Here is a 20770-nt window from a genome sequence, read left to right as displayed (position 1 = left end):
TTATTACTTTTCATCCCTGTTTTAATTCGTTCAGAAATAAAGTTTGCTTATTTAAGATATTCAAGAAGCTGCTCAATATCTGTTTCTTTTTTATCCTGCGGAATATCTTTATTATTCAAAATTTCAATTGCATGTTGCACTAATGAATAAACCTGTTTATCGTCATTACTGTCAATCACCAGATAACTTATTTTAAAGTAAGATTCTAAATTTGACGTATCTTTTTCGTCCAGTGCTTTTCTAATTAAAAATCTAAAAATTGCCTTCATATTGCGTGTCTTTTTACGTTTTTCCTGTTTTTTATCGTAAACAGGTAAAAATAAAGCAACACATACAGCAGCAATTTCAGCGGCCGCAGTAACCCACTCTGATAAAGGTCCTATACTCATAATCTTCTCCCCTTGGTTAATAGACAAATATTACTTAAATGAAAAATCAAAATTTTGTTATCAAATACGTTTTTACTTTAATATATATGATTTATATTATATACATTTATATAAAAACTTGCACTTTTTATTTCTATATGCGGTATGATTATATTAAGAAACTAAAAATTTTATTTGGGAGGTAAAATATGCAGTATAAAAAACCTTTTTATAAAAAATGGTGGTTTTGTTTTGTAGTGGTTTTTATAACTTTTTTCACTAATTTTGTTTCTGGCAACACAGGTATACAAGATGCACAACAAACGGCTATTGCAAAATCAACAAAAGTAGTAAAAAGTAATGCAAAAAAAGTAGTTACTGAAAAAGTAACTGTTAAAAGAAGAAAAGCTACTCGCAAAAGAAAGTTAGCTGCAAAAAGAAAGCAAAAAAAGCGTAAAAGAGCCACCAAACGTAATGTACGTAAAGTCTATATAGCTCCTAATTCGGGAAGAAGATATCATTTTAATCCGAGTTGCCGTGGTCTTCGAAGAGCACATGGAAACATAACCAAAATATCATTAAAAAGGGCTATTAACCAAGGCTACACCTTATGTAAATGGGAAGATTAAGGAGAAGAATAGGTAATGATTAAAATTGGTTTTAGAAAGCCTAGTTTAAGAAGGTCAATCTCTGCCAGAACAAAGGGAAGAGCAACAAGGGCCATAAAAAGAGCTATTATCCCCAACTATGGTAAACGTGGTATGGGCTGGGCTCATCCAAAAAGAAAGATATATAATACAATTTACCATAAGACTACCTTTGATACTCGTAAATTATTTATTCATGACAGTTCTAGAAAAAATAAATAAACATTTGGAGAGACAGTTAATCCCAAAAAAGTTAACAGCAGTGTCTCTGAAGTGAATAAAAAAGACTAGAAAAATAGTGTCTACACATTAGCTAAAATTGTTATACAAAAAAAGACTGATAAATCAACGTTTCACAAACAAAATTTATCAGTCTTTTTTATAATATTAAAGTTTCTAAATCCACTATTACATCTTGTTCATCATTGCTTTTCACCAGGAGATGCTGTCTCTTCTATTGCAGTGAATAGTCATGAAGTAGTGGCTTCAAATTAATCAGTTAGCTTTAACTATGAATGCAGATCATAATACTTGAGCATCTTAATAATTTCCTGGTCAACCTGAGTCGTGGTTTCTCTCACAGGTTTACGTGCTGGGCCTACATTTGCAATATTGGCTAATTCTACAGATCGCTTTAAAACTGCAGGGACCGTCCCTAACTTTAGGGCTGAACGTAAAACATCTATGCTTTTTTGTAACTTTTCTGCTTCTTGATCATTGCCATCTTTTAGAGCACGATCAAGGTTAACTAAAACATTTGGAATTAGATTGCTTGTTCCAGCAATAGCAGCTTTTACACCCATTTTATAAGCGACAGAAATCTTTGAGTCTGAACCAATTAGTACTTGAAACTTATTGTCAGTGGCAACTTCTTGATATTTACGAATTAAATCCACATCACCACTACTGTCTTTAATCCCGACAATGTTATCAATTTCAGCAAGTTTACGTACAACATTAACCGGAATATTATAACCGGTATTTTTAGGAATATTGTACATAATTACTGGCAAATCAACACTTGCTGCCACATCACGATAAAAGTCAAATAGCTCATCATCTTGTGGTCTAATAAAATATGGATTTATTATTGACAAGGCATCAGCTCCTGCAGCCTCCATCTCATGGGATAAAGCAATAGTTTCACTCGTTGAGCAAGCCCCAGCTCCTGCAAAAACCGGCACGCGATGATCAACGTACTGAACCACGGCTTTCACAAAAGCAATTTTTTCAGCGTGAGTTAATACGTGAAATTCACCATTACTCCCAAGAGCAAAAATACCACTTACACCAGCACTAATTAATTTGTCAATTAACACATGAGCTGCCTGGTAATTAATCGACTGTGCTTTGTCACGATTAAAAGGCGTCACAATCGGAGTAATAATACCATTGAACATTTTGCCATCTCCTTCATAAATGTTTTTATTTAATAACTCCTTCTTTAACGAGCCTCTTGCCTAATGCTCCTCCCGGATGAAATTTGCCAAAGTCTTTTTCAGAAAATCCCTTAGCTTTGGAGACTGTCAATGCAATTGCATCTCCGACTACTAACGCGGAAGTTGAACTATTAGTGGGAGCCAAGTTGTGTTCGTCTGCTTCACCATCTACATGGACTAATAATAAGTAATCACAGTCTTTGGCCAAAGTTGAGTCCTGATTGCCAGTTAATGCGACTACTTTTGCACCTAATCGTTGAATTGGTGCAACTACCACGACAGCTTCTTTAGTTTCTCCGGAATTTGATATATCAATAACCAAATCAGAAGCAGTGATCATCCCTAGGTCACCATGCATAGCTTCTGTAGCATGCACAAAAAATGAAGGTGTACCAGTACTTGCAAATGTAGCAGCAAGTTTTTTACCTATGTGGCCTGACTTACCTACTCCAGTGAAAATTAATCTGCCATTTTTTTTTAAAGAAATAATTTTATTAACTACTTTTTCGTAATCTTGATCATTAAGAGGTAGATCTTTTTCTACCTGTTCAATTGCCGAAATTTCTTTTTCAATGACATCTTGTATATTTGAAATAATATCCATATTACTACCTCTTCTCTGACCGAAAATCAGCTAAAGTTTTAGTTAACTGAACAGCATTATCAGTTATTTTTTCAGAATCACCAGTTAGTGCTGCCCCAAAACAGACACAATCAGCACCAGCAGAGAGAAAGTCACGGTAATTTTTTACAGAAGCACCGCCAGAAATCAAAATTGGCATATAAGATATAGGCGTGCTTATTGTTTTAATTTCTTTTACTCCACCCATACTGGATCCTGGAAATACTTTAATAAAAGAAGCACCATTTTTTAAAGCAGTAGTTATTTCAGATACGCTATTGCAACCTGGTGCATAAGGCACTTGATACAAATTACAAATTTGTGCTACTTCCAAATCAAAAGCAGGAGAAAGTATCAGTTCAGCACCACCCATTATGGCTAGTCTGGCAGTAGCAGTATCTAAAACAGTGCCAGCACATATTACCATTTCAGGTATTTCTTTTTTAACCAGCTTCATAGTCTCTAAGGCTGTAGGAACGGTAAAACTTATTTCAATCGCTTTAACGCCGCCTTTAAAGCAGGCTTTTGCAATACGCAAAGTTTCTGCAGGCGTATCTCGCACCACTGTCATTATGTTTAAATCACTAATTTGTCTTACATAAAAATTTTTTTGTAACATTTAATTACTCCTAATGAAACAGTTGCAAAACGCCATGAAGTAATGAGCCGACAATGTTGTAGTCAATATTCGGGAATGTTGAACTATTGATACCCATTTGTTGAAAGACTGGTACTAGGATTAGTGGTAAGAATGCTAACAAAAGTCCCACAACGAAAGAACCTACAATGGCTCCACGCCAGCCCCCTGTTGAGTTGCCAAAAATTGCAGCAGTTCCGCCTGAGAAAAAGCAAATATGGGCTGCTGGAATAATCACAATTGGACTATGGAATAAAATCATTATCCCGATGGCTACAAGTCCAGCTGCGTAAGAACTGACAAAACCTACCAAAACTGCAGTCGGTGCAAAAGGAAAAACTGTTGGTACGTCTAAAGCTGGACGTGAACCTGGGATAAACTTGGTTGAAATTGCAACAAAGGCATTAGTAATCTCTTCTAGGAACATTCCAACACCATACATCAAAACACCCATTCCAGCAGTAAATGTCATAGCCTGAATAAACGGATAAACTAACCAATTGACTGGGCCAGAAAGTTTACCTGTAACTACCGGACCTGCAGCCAGCGCTGAAACGTAGAATAAAATCAACATGATAATTGCAAGACCCATCAAAAAGTCTTTGAATATCGAAAGTGATTTTGGCAAGTTAAAGTTTTCTGTAGTTTCATCTTTGTGCTTTTTGAACAACAGGCCGATTGCACCAGACAATGCATAACCAAACATGTTATAGTGACCAATCGCCTGATTGTCGTTACCAGTAATTCTGCGCATAAATGGCTGACAAAGTTCAGGTAAAGCACTGGCACAAAGGCCTAAAATAATCCCTCCAATAATAATGGCCCATAAATTGCTTAGTCCGCTGAATTTAAGAACCAGGCCTAAAACACAGGCAAAATAGAGACTATGTTGACCTGTAAAGAAGATATTTTTAAATGGCGTAATTCTGGCAAAAACGATGTTCATTACAAAGCCCAAAATTAAAATCAGAGCGACAACAAAGCCATACTTTGTTTGTGCAGCAGCTGTGGCCGCTTCAGGAGAAGCGATCAAGCCGTGAATATGAAAGGCTGATTGAAATAAAACATTGAAGTTTTGCAAAACGCCAGTTAAAGTGCTTGAACCAATACCAAATATTAAAAATCCGATAACAGTTTTTGCTGTACCCTTAGTGACATCTGTCCAATCCTTGTCTTTTTGGGCAACCAATCCTATAAATGCCACAAAACCTAGTAGCACAGCAGGTTGACTTAGAAAACTAATAATAAAATTTAACATTTCTTTCACCTGTTTTATTCATTCATAAGAGGAGCTAATTTGGCCTCAATTTCATTCTGATCCATCATATTTTTAATACCTACTATAGGAATTTTTTTCTCTTTGGCTCTTAAATCATCAGCTACATCGCTTAAAGCAATGATAAAATCGCCATTAAAGCTACCTATTCCGTCTATACTGGTATGACTAACATCAAGGTCCCAATTATTCTTTTTAGCCACATTTCTAACTTGTACTGTTAACATTGTGCTGGTACCCATACCAGCTCGACATGTTATTATTGCTTTCTTCATTTTTCTTCTCCTTCACATTCATTTACATAATTAATTATTTCCTGCACATTATTTGCATGACTAACTGTTTCAAAAAAGTCATTTTTTGAGAGCAAGTTAACCAGCTGTGCCATTTGATCCAGATGTCCGTTTGCTTTTGTAGAACTTAAAGTAAAAATATATTTAACTGGATCATTATCTTTGTTATGAAAAGGAACTGGCTTCTTTAAAACAGTCAATCCTATTCCATCTTTTAATGCCCCATCTTCTATCTTGGCGTGCGATAAAGCAACATGAGGCATAAATACGATATAAGGTCCCATTTCTTCCGCTATTTTAATGACGCTTTTCAAATAGTTATCTGTCACTAAACTATTTTTAACAAGGGGATGACCTGCTTTTAAAATGGCATCACGCCAATCTTTTGCGCTAACATTCAATTGAATCAATTTCGGATCTATTAGTGGTGTCACTTAATTTTTCATCTCCTTTCTCTACGGATTCAAAGAGTTTAATAAAAGTAGGTGCGTTTTCAGCACGTTCAAATTTTTCTAATAGAAATCTATTAGAAAAAATTTCAGTTAATTGTGTTAGCGCCTTTAATTGAGAATTAGAATTTGGTGCATAAAGGCTAAAAACATATTTTGCTTTGATATCATTGCTAAATTTAACAGGTGGAGTAAAACAAACCAGGCTCATACCGGGTACAGAAAATCTTGTGGGGTTATCTGGTTTTGCATGTAGCAACATAACATTATCCATAATTTTCATGTAGGGTCCGTACTTCTCTATTTGCATACACATTTTATGAGTGTACTTTTCATCCGCAATATGATCCTTTTCAAGTAGCTTTCCAGTGACTTTTACTGACTCCTGCCAAGAATAAGTGCCATTTTCAAAAGCAATTCTTCTTTCTGGCAGGATTTCACTTAAGGACGGTAAATGGTTTTGCTCTTTTTTAAAAGGAACATTTTTTTGAGAAAAATAACTTTGCAGGGCCGCTGTTAAGCCAGTAAAGTCCTTCACATGGGCATATTCACTGACTATGTCTAAAATTTGCGTTGTTTTAACAGCGGGAGAATTATGAGCAGAAGACGAAGTTTGAGCTTTAGAAGCCAGGTGCTGTCTGATTGTTTGTAAATCATAGTCAGTTAGAATGTGATTGATATTTACAATTGGAGCACCTTTATTTGTCACTGGTAAAGTGGCTATAACCAAATCTGCATTAACTCTGGCTTGTTTTTCATAATCTTGCTTTGTAATAACCTTTATCTTTAACTGATCAGGAAACATTTTTTCCAGTTGAATTTTTAAAAGGCGGGACGTCCCAATTCCACTGCCGCATACCAAAGTAATTTTTTCTTTAGTACTTTGACTTTTTGCATTTTTTAGCAGTTCAATTTCTCCGCCAAAGTAAACTGCAATCAATTCTATTTCATCAGCGGTCAAAGATTTTTTTAGATATTGCTCAAAGGGCTGAATGGCTTCTTTAGTTAAAAGATAAATTTCTGGATACTTTTTTCTGACATTTAACAAGCTTGAATTTAAAAATTGAACATTGTATAAAACTCTTCTTTGAGCAGCTACCAAATGTGTTGTCAGTGCATTTTGCAAGCTCTTATTGTTTACCAAATCAATTCCAGAAATTACTGAAAAGCGCTTGATGATTTGTGCCGCAATATTTGACATTTCTTGTGATTCAAAATTTTTGCTAATTTTGCTGATTTGCCTTGAATCAATTATTTTACAGAGAAGCTGACTTTCAGCATTTAAATGCTCTGCAGAAATTCCCAGATAGGTCAGCAAATTACGAATTAAAGGTTCGAACTTACCGCTACCTTTAATTTTTTTATTCCTGCTATTTTTTAAAAAATGCCCATTTCTGTATCTCTTAACTGAAAAACAGATGTACTCTTTAACTTGAAAAACTGACTCATCCGTTAATAAGCAACCAATATTTTGTTCAACCGTTAAAAGTACTTGCTCAATTTCTACTTTTTCCTTAGTTTCTAAACTCAAAAATGGAGCAATCTTATCAAAAATCATTGTTCCTTGAATATTAGCTAGTTTTTGTAAAGCAAATTTGCGAATTTCCTCCTCTAAACCTGTGATTAAATAGCCATTTTTTTCTAACTCTAACTTCAAATTTCTGCTTTCAGTGTCTTTTTTAACTTTCGCTAAGTCACTCTGAGTGGTTCTTCTCGTTACTCCGTTTAGAGAGTTTAAATATTCAATAGTAACCCTATTATTTCTGCAAAGAAGAGCAAACTCAATTGCTATTACTCTAACCGATTGAGGCAACTTGACTTTTCCCTGCTGCAAATCATGTTTAAGATCCTTCTCAATCTCAGCGATTTCGTATGGTTGAACAAAATAGCCATGATTTCTAACTGTCATTATCTTATTTAAATCATGCAGCTCAAGCCATTCGTTTAACCCGTTAATAGCTGAATAGGCAGTTCTTTTAGTTATTTGAAGTTTATTAGTTATCTGGCTAATACTTAATAAAGAGTTCGAATTTGTTAACATCTTTAGTAACAAGTATTCGTGATACAACAAGATATATTTCACCTGCTTTCTAACTCTCAAATAAATAATAAAGTGAGTGCAATGAAACTTGTTGCACATTTAAAAGTGAAAAATGATACACTTTCATATACATATTTAGATGTTGTCTAACTAGTCCAATTTGTATAAAAAAAACATAATTCAGATTACAAATCAGAATTATGTTTTTAAAAATAATATTTCATTTAATTCTTACGATTTAGCAAAAATTTTAAAGCTTCTTGCCATTTGTTTTAATAACAGTTTTAAACCAATCAAATGAATCCTTTTTATAACGTTTCAGCGTACCCTTGCCTCTATCGTCTAAATCAACATAGATTAATCCATATCGTTTGAACATTTGGCCTGTTGTAAATGAAATACAATCAATACATCCCCAAACCAAGTACCCAATTACAGGGACTCCATCAATTTCAATTGCTTTTTTCATTTCAATAATATGATCTTTTAAATAATTTATACGGTATGGATCATGTATTTTATAATCTGACGTTAGTTTATCTTCGGCACCTAAACCATTTTCAACTAAAAACAATGGTAATTGATATCGGTCATAAACTTGATTTAGCCATATTCGCAGCCCAATCGGATCAACAGTCCAGCCCCACTTGTTTTTCTGTAAATACGGATTGACAACTGTATCTTCACTGGCAGCATTGCCAGAACCAATTCTCTTTCTATTCGGGTCTGCACTCACAGTACTTGATAAATAATAACTGAAACCTATGTAATCGACACATCCATGTTTTAAATCGTCTAAATCCTTATCAGTGATTTCAATGTGATAACCCTTTTCCTGCCATTCTTTTAAAATAAAATTAGGATATCTGCCCCGTACCTGTACATCAGAGAAAAACATTTGATATTGGTTTAACTTTTGCGCTTTCAGAATATCTTCTGGGTTGGGAGTGTTGGGATAATAGGGTGAAGCAGCCACCATGCAGCCTACCTTAAGGTTGGCATTTAAAGAATGAGCATATTTCACAATCTGACTTCCCGCAACAAACTCATTATGAACGGCTTGGAACATGATTTCACGCTTATTATCATTTGCATTAAAAATTAAGCCGGAATTAGTGTATGGGAAAAGAGGATTTTCTACTAAATATTGATTATTTATTTCATTAAACGTCAGCCAATAATTTGTGTATTGCATAAAATTGTCTAAACAAACTTTAGCAAATTTCACAAAATATGCGATGCACTTGCGATTACGCCACCCGCCAAATTTTTCTACCAGATAATAAGGCATTTCAAAGTGTGACAATGTTATGATGGGCTTAATGTTATATTGCTTCATCGTCTCAAATAAGTTATGGTAAAATTTTAATCCTTGTTCATTAGGCTCATTTTCATCGCCATGTGGAAAGATTCTTGACCAATTAATGCTGACACGCAGGCACTTAAAGCCCATTTTTGCCATTAATTTAATATCGCTTTTATAGCTATGATAGAAATCTATGGCCTTATGATTGGGATAATACTCGTTCTCATTAACAGACGTTGTAATTTTCCGCTTAGTTGTTGCAGTTCCTGCAGTTAGTAAATCTGAAATATCCAATCCTTTTCCGTCTTCTAGATATGCGCCCTCGACCTGGTTAGCAGATAGAGCTCCACCCCATAAAAAATTATTTTCCATTTGCAGTTTATCTCCTACTGTACAAACATAATTTGATCCTGAGTATGAATAATATCATCTTCCTTAACGCTAACATAAATTTGGTATTTTTCAGGATTTGTAATAATAATTGGTGATTCGAGCGTATAACCAGCTTTTTTTATCTTTTCCATATCTGCTTCTAAAATTTCCTGTCCCTGTTCGACCCTATCGCCATTTTTTACTAAAGCGTTAAAATATTTACCATTTAAATTAACAGTATCAAGTCCAATATGTATAAGAAGCTCAACGCCTGTATCACTGCGTAATCCAATGGCATGCTTAGTAGGCATAACAGTAATTACTTGACCATTAAAAGGTGCTGTTACTTTATTAGAATTAGGAATAACAGCTATTCCCTTGCCTATACTCTCATTTGCAAAAACTTCATCATGAACATTAGCAAGATTAAGCACTTTACCCGAAAATGGAGAAGTGATTACTAAAGCCTGATGATCATTTTTTTCTACTGTTTGATCTTTATTTACTGCTTGAGTGAGGTCAGCTGCCATTTCATCTGAATCCGTATCTTGGTCTTTAAATCCCCAAAAGAAGGTCAAAAGAACACCCAATACAAGTGAAATACCTGAACCTAAAACCATAAAACCAATTGGTTTATATGACAACATAAATATAGAAAAGATATTATGAAAGACATAGGAGGTCATCATAACATGAAATAATGCACTGACCGCTCCACCAACGCCACCAGCGATGGCAGTAATTATCATTAAACGCTTTGACTGCATAATTAAACCATATAAAATTGGTTCAGTGACACCAGCAAAAATTCCTGTAATAGCCGTCGAACCTGAGACGCCACGCAGTTTCGTGTTTTTTTGCTTATAAACACTATAAAGAAAAGTACCCAGAGCTATTCCTATTTGTCCCCAGACAGCACAAACATTAACTCCTTCTACTACATCTCCACCAACGGCTTTTAAATTTTGCAGAGTAATTGGCGTAAAACCCCAATGTAGTCCTAAAACAGTTAAAAATGGATAAGAAGCGCCTAATACTAATCCGGCTATTAACCTACTTTTACCAAATAACCACATAATTGCTGCTGAAATCCAGTTACCTACATTGGTCCCAAATGGCCCAAAAACTAAAACAGTTGCCGGAACCAATAAAAGCAAACAAATCATTGGGTTTAAAAATAATTGTAATTGTTGTGGGATGTATTTTTTCAGCAATTTATTAAGTAAAGCATAGACAGCAATAATTACAAAGATTGGAAAAACTGTCATTGAATAATCAATAGGATCTAAGTCTAATCCAAATAAATGCAGTCCATGTTTTCCTATTAGTCCTGTAAAATTAGGCTCGAGTAACGCTGCACCTAACGCACCTCCTACGAATGGGTCAGCCTTAAATTGCTTAGATAGTGTAATACCTAAAAATACCGGTAAAAAATAAAAAATAGAATTACCTGCAGCTGAACAAACTAAATATAGTGTACTAGTAGGTGATAGCCAGTGAACTGTCGTTAACACTGTTAATAAAGCTTTGACCATTCCTGCCCCTGCCATAATGGATATTAAAGGCAAAAATGCACCGGAAATAACTTTTGTTAGTGAAAACTTTTCATCCTGCTTATCTTCTGCTTCAGAATTATTTTTTCCACCCATCATCTTTTTGATAACATCATAAAACTCAGTTACATTGGGACCAATTACAACCTGACATTGCCCACCACTCAAAACGACGCTTAAAACACTCGGTAATTTATTTAACTCATCTTTCTTAATTTTACTGTTATCCTTCAATACAAAACGAAGTCTTGTAGCACAATGAACCAAACTATTAACATTCTCCGATCCACCAACATATTTCAAGATCGTTTTTGCTTCTTTATCTATTTTTTTCATTTTTACTCCATATTATTTTTTATTATCAACAAGTGTTAATTGGTTAAGATGTAAGGTTAGATAAAGCATTTCATCCTCCCCAATCTGCCAGTGATATTTGTTATGCAAAAAAGCTTTAATTTTTTCTGCACACTGAAAATCACTGGCATATTTAGCCTCTATAACCTTTAAAATTGAATTTTTTGAATCGGACGTTTCATGATTTAGTTCACGCAAAATAAAATATCTTAAGTGATTGATAAAGCGCTTATAACTATATGAATCTTCTTTCAAATCTTTCTGGTAATAATCAGAAACGATCGCCAAAACCTGATCAATAATTTTGGTACTGGAAATAGTTGTATCCATGTCATTAATTGAGAAATTAGCATTAATCAAATGCAAAGCTATATAAGTTGCCTCTGAATGTGGAACCTCAAGTTTTGTCTGTTCGCGTAAAAATTCAACAGCATTTTCAGAAAATTTAAAAATTTCAGGATAAATAACTTTAACATCCCATTCTAATGGAGCTTTAAAGCTCAAATTTTGCTTGACCCTTTTTAGCATAAAACTAATATGATCAGAAAGAGTCAAGAGTAACATGTCATTGAACTTGAGATTTAGCTCTTGCTCACCTTTTTGAATAATTTGACGTGCATATTCAATACTGGCATCGTCAATCCTCTTTATTAATTCTTGAAATGCCTTAACGGAATCATGGTCAAATATAACGTAATTTTTTTCTATTTGAGCTTTTTCAAGGTCGATAACACTGCCAATCTTTTTCCCATAGCCAATTGCTTTACCTAAAATTATTCGTTCATTTTTTGACTGATCTTCAACTAGAATAGCGTTGTTGTTCAAGTTATTCTTCAAAATCCACAATTTTTCCACCTCTTTTCCAAAAAACGTTATAAAAAAAGCGTTACCCACAGCTCATCAAAAAACTGTAAGTAACGCCTTGTAAAAAGTAACGTCCTTAATGGATATAAGTATATCATTTCTTGTAAACTCTTTCAAATAAAAATCAATCAAATCTTTATTGAGCTAAGGCTTGTTTTATTTGAAACATTGAGTTACCCTCAAAGTATTCGAGCAATGACTCTGGAAATTACGACTTTATTTTTATGACCGTCCAATTTTCGGTTAATTTCCACAAATACAGATGGTACATATGATCCGTTCTTATCTAATTTAACGTACAGCCTGGTTTGTGACCTATTTGCTACTCAAGAGCATGAACTTACTAATCATTCCAGTGAATTTCATTCTGCTCCCAATTATATTAAAATTGCTGTTAAATATATGGATCAGAATTACTATAAGAAAATCACTGTCAATGACATTGCTTTAAAGTGTTCAATGAGTCCCTCACAATTAGCACGTGACTTTAAAAAATATACCGGTTTGAGTATTCATAGTTATTTATTAAAAATACGCATAAAGCAGGCTGAAAGCTTACTTGTGAAAGATACAACTATTCCTCTGGAAAAAATAGCTATATCTTGTGGATTCACAGATGCATCCCATTTATATAAGAAAATAAGAGAAGCAACAGGAATGTCACCTGGGCAGTTCAGAAAAAAGTATTACTAATTCTTAACTTAAACATCAAAAAATAAGCACTCCACTATTAATTTTGTGAAGTGCTTTGTTAGCTTATATTTTATTTTTAAAGTTACTTGCCACCTTCGGCTCTTGACTTGTAGGCACCCTCTGCAGTATTGATAACCAAGTCCTCACCTTCTTTAATGAAGTCTGGGACTTGAACTACCAAACCTGTTTCCATAGTAGCTGGTTTGCCGGAACCGGTAACAGTTGCACCTTTAATGCCCGGTTCAGTATGAGCTACTTTCATTGTGACAGTTGATGGTAATTCCACACCAAGCAGCTTGCTGTCATTAGCAAACTCCAATTGAACCTCAATATTGGGCATCAGGTAGAGTTTATCATCACCGAGTTGTTCTGCTGAAACCTCATATTGTTCATAAGTTTCAGTATCCATAAAAGTATAAATATCACCTTCATTATAAAGATACTGCGCATTTTTCTTGGTGATTTCGACTAAATCTACTTTCTCGGTTGGACGCATAGTTTTATGAACCACAGCACCACTTTCAACATTACGCAAATCCATTTGCATAACAGTGTTGCCTTTTCCCGGCTTATGATGATTGGCCTTTAAAACACGAATTAGTTTGCCATCTTGACTAAAGACCATACCCTTTTTTAAGTTAATTGCTTGTACCATTTTTTACTCCTTTAAATCTTTTTCTGAATTAATTACTGATTTTAAGAAAACCACGCTGGAGGTAAAGCAAATTTTTTAATTAATAGTAAATAAATCTCATTCATAATGATTAGTATAACAAAATTTGGACTTTATCAACACCACTAAATCAGTGATTTATGATTTTAATATAAACCAAATATTTACTTGTAGTGAAATTACATATTAACTTGTGTACCTACTTTTTGCCTTGCGGCTTTATCATAAATAGACTTCGTTGCCATCAGGTCTTGAGCTGCAATACCAACAGTTTCAAAGAAAATTATTTCGTCATCGTTTTCACGCCCAATTAAATTGCCACTGATCACTTGACCGATCTCACCAGTAAAACTAGTATTTGTAACCATACCCTTGTTTAAAGGGATAAGTATGTCTCCAGATTCTGCTAAAACAGCATCTTTAGAATCAAAGTAAATTTTATTTGCTTTAGAGACTAGTTCAGCCGGGGTTTCTTCCATTTGTGGCTGGTAAGCACCAACGCCGCAGATAGTTGCCCCTTTTTTAATAAATTGGGCATCATAAACCGGTTTAGTTGACGGCGTAACAGTAATAATTACATCAGCATCCTTCACGGCTTCATTACCTGTCTTAACCGCAGTAATTTTTGTATGATATTGCGCTAGTTGCTCTTGCATTTTGACAGCAAACTTTTGGGCACGTTCAAAATCAAGATCGCTGACAGCTACTTCATCCAGGTCACGTACGATCAGCATTGCTTCAAGCTGTGTAGTAGCTTGTCCTCCCGTACCAATTAACGCACCTTTTCTGCATTTCTTTTTTGCTAAATATTTCAACGCTACACCAGAAGCAGAGCCAGTACGCAATTGGGTAACATAATTACCATCCAAAATAGCATTAACTACTCCTGTTTTGGTATCAATATTTAACACCTGAGCATTAATTGAAGGCAAACCTTGATTAATATTTTCAGGAAACATGTTCAACACTTTCACACAAGCAGCATCATAGTCTTCACAAAAAGCCGGCATACACAAGAAGGTATCTTTACCATTTTTTTAAGAATCTGAGTTCTTAACGGCACGTCTACTTTACCGGCAGAAAAATATTTAAAAGCATCGGCCACTGCATCAATGCAGTCTTTTAAGGAATAACATTTTTCAATATCACTTCTGTTTAACAGTAACATTTGTTCCTCCTGTATTTACTCTTAACTTCACACTTTCAAAGCCTATTATAAGTTACTCTTTGTAAAGGTACACATTAGATTTGTTTAAGATAAATCTGATCAATAACATGACCTGCAGTTTTATGCAAAATTAAATTGGCGCGTTGCTTTGTTGGAGCAATATACTCACGTAAGTTGACCAAGTTCACCATTTGCCAAGTTTCCTCTGCAAACTTTAAGGCTTCATCCCTGGGACCATTAGCCATCTCATAATAAAAATTATGCGGATTATTTTTATTTAGTTCCATTACCCTGACGAAACGCTGCATAAACCACTTTTCAATCAGATCCTCAGGAGCATCAATATAAATTGAAAAATCAAAAAAATCACTCGTCACAATTTGGCCATTGGTAGGCAGCTGCAGCGTATTAATGCCCTCAATAATTAAAATATCGGGTTCACAAACATGACCATATTCCCCAGGCACAATATCACTCAATTCCTGAGAATAAAGTGGGTAAACAATATCTTTTTTGCCACTCAATACATCTTGCAGAAAGTCGGTAAGCAATTTCATATTATAGCTTTCAGGAAAACCCTTACGGTCAGTCAGTTTGCGTCTTTCCAACTCTTGGTTAGAATAAATAAAACCGTCCGTGGTCATCAAGTGTACTTTCAAGCCTGGATATGTCCGGCTAAGCAATACTTGTAAAAGTCTGGCTGTGGTAGATTTACCCACTGCTACTGAACCGGAAATACCAATAATAAAAGGTGCGCTAGCAACTTCCTGGTGCAAAAACTCGCTTTGCTTTTGCTGCAATGACCGTTTCCCCTGATAAACTAAATAAAGATACTTAATTAAACTGCTGTAAACTTCTTGAACATCAGTTAAATTAATAATATCTCCTAAAGATTTTATCTTTGCCAGTTCTTCTTTAGTAATCTTAACCGATTCAGTGGCAGAGAAAGACTGCCATTTTTCTCTGTTAAATTGTAAATAATTTTTCATTCTAATATCCTTAAATTTCTATGTTCTTTAATATAGTAAAATAAAAGTATAAAGTCTCCTAATTAATTCTTCTAATCAAAAAGAAAGGCAAAACTATGAAAAAGATAATTCTATTTGGCGATTCTTTATTTAATGGCTACCATGCTGGCCGTGATACTAATGTCATAACTGCGGGCGTGCAAAAAGAATTAGGCGCAAATGTGCAAATTATAAACTTATCTTTAAGTGGCGCCACTACTGCTGAAGGCAAGAAGCGTCTAAATTTAATTCCGCAAGATGCCGACATAGTGGTACTCGAATACGGTACAAACGACATGTCAAGTGATTGGGGCATTAGCAGCATTGATTATGCTAAGAACCTGAATTACATGGTTGAAAATATCGGTAGCGCTAAAATGATTATTGCAGGTCCATCTTATGAAGATCCTAATAACAAGTACATCATGCAATACTATAATCTTGAAGATATGAAAGTATACAATCAAATTGCTGCAGATTGTGCTCGCAAGTATAATATCCCCTTTATTAACTTAATCGCCAACTTTTGTCCGTTGAAAAATTTATCTTCGTATTATCAAGAAGATGGACAACATCTCACTACTATCGGAAATCAAATTTTAATAAATCTGGTAGTGACGGCAATTAAAGAAAAACTTGCACAAATATAGTGCAAGTTATCATTTTTATAAATCTTTATACATCATAACATGCTTAATGTCAGCCTCTACAAATGGCTCGCCTTCAGTGTGATAGCCTAAAAAATCATAGAAGGGCTTTGCCTGCCATTGTGCATGACAATAAAGCCGGTCGGCACCCTGATCACGCAGATATTCATGAACCTGTTTCATCATTTTGGTTCCAAGCTTTTGCCCGCGGGCTGCTGCAGCTACTGCTACTCTGCCTAACATCCACTTGCCATTTTCTTGAAAAATACGACAAACGGCCAATGCATTTGTTTTTTCTGCATTGAGCAAATAAACCTGAATTGAGTCTAAATCTTGGTCATCAAGCTCTGGTACTGTTATTTCCTGCTCGGTTACAAACGTATCTATTCGTAAACGAGCTACACAAAACATTTCGCGTCCTGTCATTTGCGCAACCCGTTTGAAAGTAAATTTTTCACTGTCAGTCATAAAATCTTCCTACTTTTCTATATAAGTTTTCGGGTCTACATCCAGAAGTGGACTCTTTTCGTTAGTATAAATAATATCAAGCTTGTACATCGCCCGAGAAGTTATTGTGTATACAAGTTGCGTTTCATCAATGCGATGATAATTTTCTTTTGAGGCAGCCCACATAATGACGGCATCAAACTCCAGGCCTTTAGCTAAATAAGATGGAATCACTAAAGTGCCGTCAACTAAGCGCTGATTGGCAGTGGCAATCAATGTTGCTTTCACTTTGTCTTCTTTGAGCTTTTCTGCCACTATTTTGGCACTGGCCAAGTCCTTGGTAATAATTGCAGTTGTCATGTTAGCCTGATTATTTTCATCTAGTATTTGTTCCAGTACCTTGATTGTAGCAACATCATCAGAACGTTGCCAAAGAGCTGGTTTGGGACCCTGACGGTCAAACGATTCAATTTTTTCACCTTGCCGCAGGATTTGCTTAGTAAATTCAGTCAACTGTTTTGTTGAACGATACGATTTAGTTAACTGGACGACATCAGTTTTTTCAGGATCAAATAAACCACTGATCTGCTTAAGCAGACTCCTACTTTCATCTTTAGTAAAAATAGCCTGGTTTAAATCGCCCAACATCGTGAATTTAGCGCGAGGAAAATTATATTTCAGATAGCAAAGCTGAAACGGCGTATAATCCTGAATCTCGTCAATAAAAGCATAACGCATTTCATAATCTACATGACGGCCTGTGATCAGATCATAAAGATACAAGTATGCTGAAACATCATTCATATGAATATAATGCTTCATAAAACTTTGCTTAACTTCTTCGATGTGTTTTTGCCAATCTACTTCTTCAATTTGCCATTTGCTTAGATCAGTCATTTTAGGAACAGCACGTAAAAAGTTCAAATATTGTGCACGCATATTAATAAAATTATTCCGTCTAATTTGCTGGAAAACTTTATCAAGTGCCTTCACGACAATTTTACGACTGAGGAATTTTTCTTCTTTTTCCTCTGATTCAAATTCTTGGTCTGGACGATCATATAAAGCATTTAGTTGCTCTTGACTAAGATTTTGGATGGCGTCTGACACCCAGGCCTTTTTAGTTTCGCTGTTAATCTTGCGATTGAGTGATTTTATTAATCCTTCTCTCGTAGCATCAATTCTATTGCTCAAATTATAATTGGAATTAAATGAATAATAGAGTTCACTGATTTTTTCTTTTGTAAAAAATGGTTTCTTTTTATTGCGGAAGTAAATATTTTTAAAAATTACGCCTCGATTATTGAGGTGTTTAGCATAATGGTGCAGCAAATTAAAGAAATTTGTAGAATCTTTAAATTGACTAATTGCAGAATCAGCTTTGCTGTCTTCAAATTGGTCAAATAAATTTTCGACAGTCATTCCAGGCAATCGTCTTGCTACAAATTGCCAGTATGTCATTTGTACCATGTTTTGTTCACCCATCTCGGGCAAAACATTTTTGATATAATCATTAAACAATTGATTAGGACTAAACATGATGACATCACTACTGGTAAGGTTGCCGCGATAGCGATACAGCAGATAGGCAATCCTCTGTAATATTGCAGAAGTTTTACCAGAGCCTGCCGCTCCTTGAACAAACAATAAGTCTGCACTGGTGTTCCTAATGATTTTGTTCTGCTCACGCTGAATCGTTATCACAATTGATTTCATTTGCGTGCCGGATTTTTCACCTAAAACTTCCAGCAGCATCTGATCACCAATAGACTCATTGGTGTCAAACATGTTAATAATCTTGCCGTTTTCAATCATAAACTGTCGTTTTTTGGTCATATCAACGGTTATTTCACCTTCAGGTGACATATAAGAAACCTTACCAATCTTACCATCATAATAAATTGATGAAATTGGTGCCCGCCAATCATAAATCAAAAAATGATTATTTTTGTCTGCAAAAGAACCTAGACCAATATAAATAGTTTCCGGTTTTTCATTGGTTTCTTTAAAATCTACTCTGGCAAAATATGGCTTTTGCTCTAATTTTTGAACAGTGCTTAGTTGCTTTGCGGCATGCTGCCAAGCATTTTGACGTTCATCAAGCAACTGCTGTTGCTGGTGAATAGACAAAGCAGTTTCCATAGATGTTGAATAGCCGTCATAATCTAATTTTACATCATCAAAAAAGTGTGAATTAAGATCTTGGGCCTCTCCTTCAGCGGACTTAATTGACGAGGACAACTCGGCTTTTTTAGCCCGTATCATTTTTAAAATCTTATCAAGATGCTTTTGCTCAAATTCTCTATCATCCATCGCTTTTGTCATAAACTCACCTAATTTTCCAAAACTTGCATTCTATTTTACCATGAAATCGGTTTATATTAAAACCTTGGATTCGTTTTTTGCTAAACAGTGAAATATGTCAAAATTTCCAGATAACGATTATAATTTTATGTGTTAAAGTCAGTAAATTATGAAACTTTTTCTACTTTTCCTATATAATGTAAGGTAATGGAGTTGATTAAGGTATGAAAAAATTTTGTCATTTTTTATCAAAATTAGCATGTGCGCTGGTTGTAACTTTTACAATTGAAAGTACAATTGCTCCGATTGCTGAAAATTCAGTATTCAGTTGGCCTTCTCAGACTGTTTATGCCAAGAAAACTGCTAAAAAGGCAAAAAAAGCTAAAAAGAAAACAAAGAAAACTAAAAAGACCAAGAAAAAGAATACAGCTGCTATAGCTTCTTCTTGGCATTGGAAAAAGCCTAAAGCCACTGTTTACATTGATCTTAATGATAATGAAGAATTAATTTCAGCTACTAAAGATGCAATTGATGCATGGAATGATACCAAAGCCTTTACTTTTACTGAAACCAAAAACAAGAAAAAAGCTAATATCGTAATTGAGCAGGTTTACAGCCCAAATACTAATTATGCGGGTTATACTACTTTTCATTATTATATGAAAACCGGAATGATGTATTCCGCAGTTACCAGGTTAAATATTTATTATTTACAGAATTTTTCACCATATAGTTATACTTACCAACGTATTTTAAATACTGTAGAACATGAATTGGGACATGCAATCGGACTAAAACATAATAATGGAGTGTCTGTAATGTATCCTACCGGTTCTTTGTATCCAATTGAGCCTGTCGACGTTGAAAATGTTCAAAAGTTATACAAAGAATAAAAAATTAGATTTGTGAGGAGTAAAATGAAAAGAATATATATAGTACGTCACGGTGAAACCTTTATTAACCGCTATAATAAAATGCAAGGCTGGTGTGATACGCCACTAACAGAAAAAGGAATATCAGGTGCTGACCAAGTTGGTGAAGCTTTAAAAGATGTGCCTTTTGACATTGCATTATCAAGTGATATGAAAAGAGCAAGCGACACTTGTGACATCATCATTAAACACAATGTTAACCGTGATGAAATTCAACATATCGCAACTCCTTTTTTCCGTGAACATTTTTACGGCTATTTTGAAGGTATGGATTCAGATGCTGCTTGGCAAATGATTAGTGGTCCCCACGGTTATAAAAGCCATGCTGAAATGCTTAAAAATGAATCATTAGACACTGTTAAAGACTGGATTAAAGAGGCCGATCCTTTTCATGATGCAGAAAATGCTAAAGAGTATTGGGATAGAATAAACAAGGGGTTCAAATTAATCAATCAATTAGATGGGGCTGAAAATATTTTGCTCGTTACTCACGGTTTTACAATTCACAGTATTGCCGATCGTTACAGCGATTTTGATATTAAAGAACGCCCTCGTAACGCTTCAATTACAGTGATGAATATGACAGAGCAAGAGAAAAAAGTTGTTTCATATGATAAATTAAAGCTCTGATGCCCCCAATTAACAGGAGAATATTTTATACAATCAAAAAAGTTAGCT

The 20770-nt window shown here is 34.8% G+C and carries 23 protein-coding genes; 6 read left to right on the top strand and 17 right to left on the bottom strand.

The annotated features are described in order from the left end of the window. Positions 1-47: 47 nt before the first annotated feature. Positions 48-389, bottom strand: coding sequence for a hypothetical protein (locus tag H3T43_RS07355; protein WP_198213618.1), 342 nt, complete (start codon positions 387-389; stop codon positions 48-50). 188 nt (positions 390-577) lie between these two features. On the opposite strand from H3T43_RS07355, the gene H3T43_RS07350 reads away from it, so the two are divergent. Further along, on the top strand, positions 578-997 hold the full coding sequence (locus H3T43_RS07350) for a hypothetical protein (protein WP_198213616.1): 420 nt from the start codon (positions 578-580) through the stop codon (positions 995-997). A gap of 15 nt (positions 998-1012) precedes the next feature. Continuing rightward, the gene (locus tag H3T43_RS07345) at positions 1013-1237 is read left to right on the top strand and encodes a hypothetical protein (protein ID WP_232350303.1); all 225 of its coding nucleotides are present in this window, start codon (positions 1013-1015) and stop codon (positions 1235-1237) included. 287 nt (positions 1238-1524) lie between these two features. Here the strand turns inward: H3T43_RS07345 and H3T43_RS07340 are convergent, their stop codons facing one another. The 10 genes from H3T43_RS07340 to H3T43_RS07295 all read right to left on the bottom strand — a co-directional run bounded on the left by H3T43_RS07340 (position 1525) and on the right by H3T43_RS07295 (position 12194). Next, entirely contained in the window at positions 1525-2415 is an 891-nt protein-coding gene (locus H3T43_RS07340) for a dihydrodipicolinate synthase family protein (protein ID WP_198213614.1), read from the bottom strand. A 25-nt stretch (positions 2416-2440) separates the two neighbouring features. Beyond that, entirely contained in the window at positions 2441-3058 is a 618-nt protein-coding gene (locus tag H3T43_RS07335; protein WP_198213612.1) for an SIS domain-containing protein, read from the bottom strand. A gap of 4 nt (positions 3059-3062) precedes the next feature. Then, a complete protein-coding gene (locus H3T43_RS07330; RefSeq protein WP_198213610.1) occupies positions 3063-3695 on the bottom strand; it encodes a ketohydroxyglutarate aldolase in 633 nt (210 codons plus the stop codon). 10 nt (positions 3696-3705) lie between these two features. Beyond that, the gene (locus H3T43_RS07325) at positions 3706-4971 is read right to left on the bottom strand and encodes a PTS ascorbate transporter subunit IIC (protein WP_034978946.1); all 1266 of its coding nucleotides are present in this window, start codon (positions 4969-4971) and stop codon (positions 3706-3708) included. Between the two features lie 14 nt (positions 4972-4985). Next, positions 4986-5264 carry a PTS sugar transporter subunit IIB gene (locus tag H3T43_RS07320; protein WP_034978948.1) on the bottom strand — a complete coding sequence of 93 codons (279 nt, stop codon included), beginning with the start codon at positions 5262-5264 and terminating at the stop codon, positions 4986-4988. Continuing rightward, positions 5261-5716, bottom strand: coding sequence for a PTS sugar transporter subunit IIA (locus tag H3T43_RS07315; RefSeq protein WP_198213608.1), 456 nt, complete (start codon positions 5714-5716; stop codon positions 5261-5263). Before H3T43_RS07315 ends, H3T43_RS07320 begins: the two co-directional genes overlap by 4 nt. Further along, positions 5673-7814, bottom strand: coding sequence for a BglG family transcription antiterminator (locus H3T43_RS07310; protein WP_370520797.1), 2142 nt, complete (start codon positions 7812-7814; stop codon positions 5673-5675). Before H3T43_RS07310 ends, H3T43_RS07315 begins: the two co-directional genes overlap by 44 nt. 208 nt (positions 7815-8022) lie before the next feature. Continuing rightward, entirely contained in the window at positions 8023-9450 is a 1428-nt protein-coding gene (locus H3T43_RS07305; RefSeq protein WP_198213604.1) for a 6-phospho-beta-glucosidase, read from the bottom strand. Between the two features lie 14 nt (positions 9451-9464). Continuing rightward, positions 9465-11339 (bottom strand): glucose PTS transporter subunit IIA, encoded by a 1875-nt coding sequence (locus H3T43_RS07300; RefSeq protein ID WP_198213602.1) that lies wholly within the window; start codon positions 11337-11339, stop codon positions 9465-9467. A gap of 12 nt (positions 11340-11351) precedes the next feature. Then, entirely contained in the window at positions 11352-12194 is an 843-nt protein-coding gene (locus H3T43_RS07295; RefSeq protein WP_198213600.1) for a PRD domain-containing protein, read from the bottom strand. Between the two features lie 429 nt (positions 12195-12623). Here H3T43_RS07295 and H3T43_RS07290 point away from each other — a divergent pair, with 429 nt between their 5' ends. Further along, positions 12624-12914: an AraC family transcriptional regulator gene (locus H3T43_RS07290; protein ID WP_198213598.1), complete on the top strand. Its 291-nt coding sequence runs from the start codon at positions 12624-12626 to the stop codon at positions 12912-12914. Positions 12915-12996: 82 nt separating this feature from the next. Here the strand turns inward: H3T43_RS07290 and efp are convergent, their stop codons facing one another. The 4 genes from efp to coaA all read right to left on the bottom strand — a co-directional run bounded on the left by efp (position 12997) and on the right by coaA (position 15744). Then, positions 12997-13569 (bottom strand): elongation factor P, encoded by a 573-nt coding sequence (gene efp / locus H3T43_RS07285; protein ID WP_198213596.1) that lies wholly within the window; start codon positions 13567-13569, stop codon positions 12997-12999. Between the two features lie 197 nt (positions 13570-13766). Then, positions 13767-14597, bottom strand: a complete 831-nt coding sequence (locus tag H3T43_RS07280) for an ornithine cyclodeaminase family protein (protein ID WP_232350302.1) — start codon at positions 14595-14597, stop codon at positions 13767-13769. Beyond that, the gene (locus H3T43_RS09445; RefSeq protein WP_232350301.1) at positions 14558-14755 is read right to left on the bottom strand and encodes a hypothetical protein; all 198 of its coding nucleotides are present in this window, start codon (positions 14753-14755) and stop codon (positions 14558-14560) included. Before H3T43_RS09445 ends, H3T43_RS07280 begins: the two co-directional genes overlap by 40 nt. Before the next feature lie 74 nt (positions 14756-14829). Beyond that, positions 14830-15744 (bottom strand): type I pantothenate kinase, encoded by a 915-nt coding sequence (coaA, locus tag H3T43_RS07275; protein WP_198213594.1) that lies wholly within the window; start codon positions 15742-15744, stop codon positions 14830-14832. Positions 15745-15839: 95 nt separating this feature from the next. On the opposite strand from coaA, the gene H3T43_RS07270 reads away from it, so the two are divergent. Further along, positions 15840-16412 (top strand): SGNH/GDSL hydrolase family protein, encoded by a 573-nt coding sequence (locus H3T43_RS07270; RefSeq protein WP_109585786.1) that lies wholly within the window; start codon positions 15840-15842, stop codon positions 16410-16412. A 15-nt stretch (positions 16413-16427) separates the two neighbouring features. Here H3T43_RS07270 and H3T43_RS07265 read toward each other — a convergent pair whose 3' ends face one another. Continuing rightward, positions 16428-16877 (bottom strand): GNAT family N-acetyltransferase, encoded by a 450-nt coding sequence (locus H3T43_RS07265; RefSeq protein WP_198213592.1) that lies wholly within the window; start codon positions 16875-16877, stop codon positions 16428-16430. Positions 16878-16886: 9 nt separating this feature from the next. Next, the gene (gene helD, locus H3T43_RS07260; protein ID WP_198213590.1) at positions 16887-19181 is read right to left on the bottom strand and encodes an RNA polymerase recycling motor HelD; all 2295 of its coding nucleotides are present in this window, start codon (positions 19179-19181) and stop codon (positions 16887-16889) included. A 203-nt stretch (positions 19182-19384) separates the two neighbouring features. On the opposite strand from helD, the gene H3T43_RS07255 reads away from it, so the two are divergent. Continuing rightward, positions 19385-20053, top strand: a complete 669-nt coding sequence (locus tag H3T43_RS07255) for a M57 family metalloprotease (protein ID WP_198213588.1) — start codon at positions 19385-19387, stop codon at positions 20051-20053. Positions 20054-20077: 24 nt separating this feature from the next. After that, positions 20078-20722: a histidine phosphatase family protein gene (locus H3T43_RS07250; RefSeq protein WP_198213586.1), complete on the top strand. Its 645-nt coding sequence runs from the start codon at positions 20078-20080 to the stop codon at positions 20720-20722. The last annotated feature ends 48 nt before the right edge of the window (positions 20723-20770 follow it).

The sequence above is a fragment of the Lactobacillus sp. M0396 genome (genome assembly GCF_016101625.1).
In the GTDB taxonomy this organism is placed as follows: domain Bacteria; phylum Bacillota; class Bacilli; order Lactobacillales; family Lactobacillaceae; genus Lactobacillus; species Lactobacillus huangpiensis.
This window is presented reverse-complemented; position numbering and strand designations above follow the sequence as displayed.

Bases quoted from the DNA above. Each gene is read 5' to 3' on its own strand.
- H3T43_RS07355 (WP_198213618.1), bottom strand. From the start codon at position 389: ATGAGTATAGGACCTTTATCAGAGTGGGTTACTGCGGCCGCTGAAATT.
- H3T43_RS07350 (WP_198213616.1), top strand. From the start codon at position 578: ATGCAGTATAAAAAACCTTTTTATAAAAAATGGTGGTTTTGTTTTGTA.
- H3T43_RS07345 (WP_232350303.1), top strand. From the start codon at position 1,013: ATGATTAAAATTGGTTTTAGAAAGCCTAGTTTAAGAAGGTCAATCTCT.
- H3T43_RS07340 (WP_198213614.1), bottom strand. From the start codon at position 2,415: ATGTTCAATGGTATTATTACTCCGATTGTGACGCCTTTTAATCGTGAC.
- H3T43_RS07335 (WP_198213612.1), bottom strand. From the start codon at position 3,058: ATGGATATTATTTCAAATATACAAGATGTCATTGAAAAAGAAATTTCG.
- H3T43_RS07330 (WP_198213610.1), bottom strand. From the start codon at position 3,695: ATGTTACAAAAAAATTTTTATGTAAGACAAATTAGTGATTTAAACATA.
- H3T43_RS07325 (WP_034978946.1), bottom strand. From the start codon at position 4,971: ATGTTAAATTTTATTATTAGTTTTCTAAGTCAACCTGCTGTGCTACTA.
- H3T43_RS07320 (WP_034978948.1), bottom strand. From the start codon at position 5,264: ATGAAGAAAGCAATAATAACATGTCGAGCTGGTATGGGTACCAGCACA.
- H3T43_RS07305 (WP_198213604.1), bottom strand. From the start codon at position 9,450: ATGGAAAATAATTTTTTATGGGGTGGAGCTCTATCTGCTAACCAGGTC.
- H3T43_RS07300 (WP_198213602.1), bottom strand. From the start codon at position 11,339: ATGAAAAAAATAGATAAAGAAGCAAAAACGATCTTGAAATATGTTGGT.
- H3T43_RS07290 (WP_198213598.1), top strand. From the start codon at position 12,624: ATGGATCAGAATTACTATAAGAAAATCACTGTCAATGACATTGCTTTA.
- efp (WP_198213596.1), bottom strand. From the start codon at position 13,569: ATGGTACAAGCAATTAACTTAAAAAAGGGTATGGTCTTTAGTCAAGAT.
- H3T43_RS07280 (WP_232350302.1), bottom strand. From the start codon at position 14,597: ATGCCGGCTTTTTGTGAAGACTATGATGCTGCTTGTGTGAAAGTGTTG.
- H3T43_RS09445 (WP_232350301.1), bottom strand. From the start codon at position 14,755: ATGTTACTGTTAAACAGAAGTGATATTGAAAAATGTTATTCCTTAAAA.
- coaA (WP_198213594.1), bottom strand. From the start codon at position 15,744: ATGAAAAATTATTTACAATTTAACAGAGAAAAATGGCAGTCTTTCTCT.
- H3T43_RS07270 (WP_109585786.1), top strand. From the start codon at position 15,840: ATGAAAAAGATAATTCTATTTGGCGATTCTTTATTTAATGGCTACCAT.
- H3T43_RS07265 (WP_198213592.1), bottom strand. From the start codon at position 16,877: ATGACTGACAGTGAAAAATTTACTTTCAAACGGGTTGCGCAAATGACA.
- helD (WP_198213590.1), bottom strand. From the start codon at position 19,181: ATGACAAAAGCGATGGATGATAGAGAATTTGAGCAAAAGCATCTTGAT.
- H3T43_RS07255 (WP_198213588.1), top strand. From the start codon at position 19,385: ATGAAAAAATTTTGTCATTTTTTATCAAAATTAGCATGTGCGCTGGTT.
- H3T43_RS07250 (WP_198213586.1), top strand. From the start codon at position 20,078: ATGAAAAGAATATATATAGTACGTCACGGTGAAACCTTTATTAACCGC.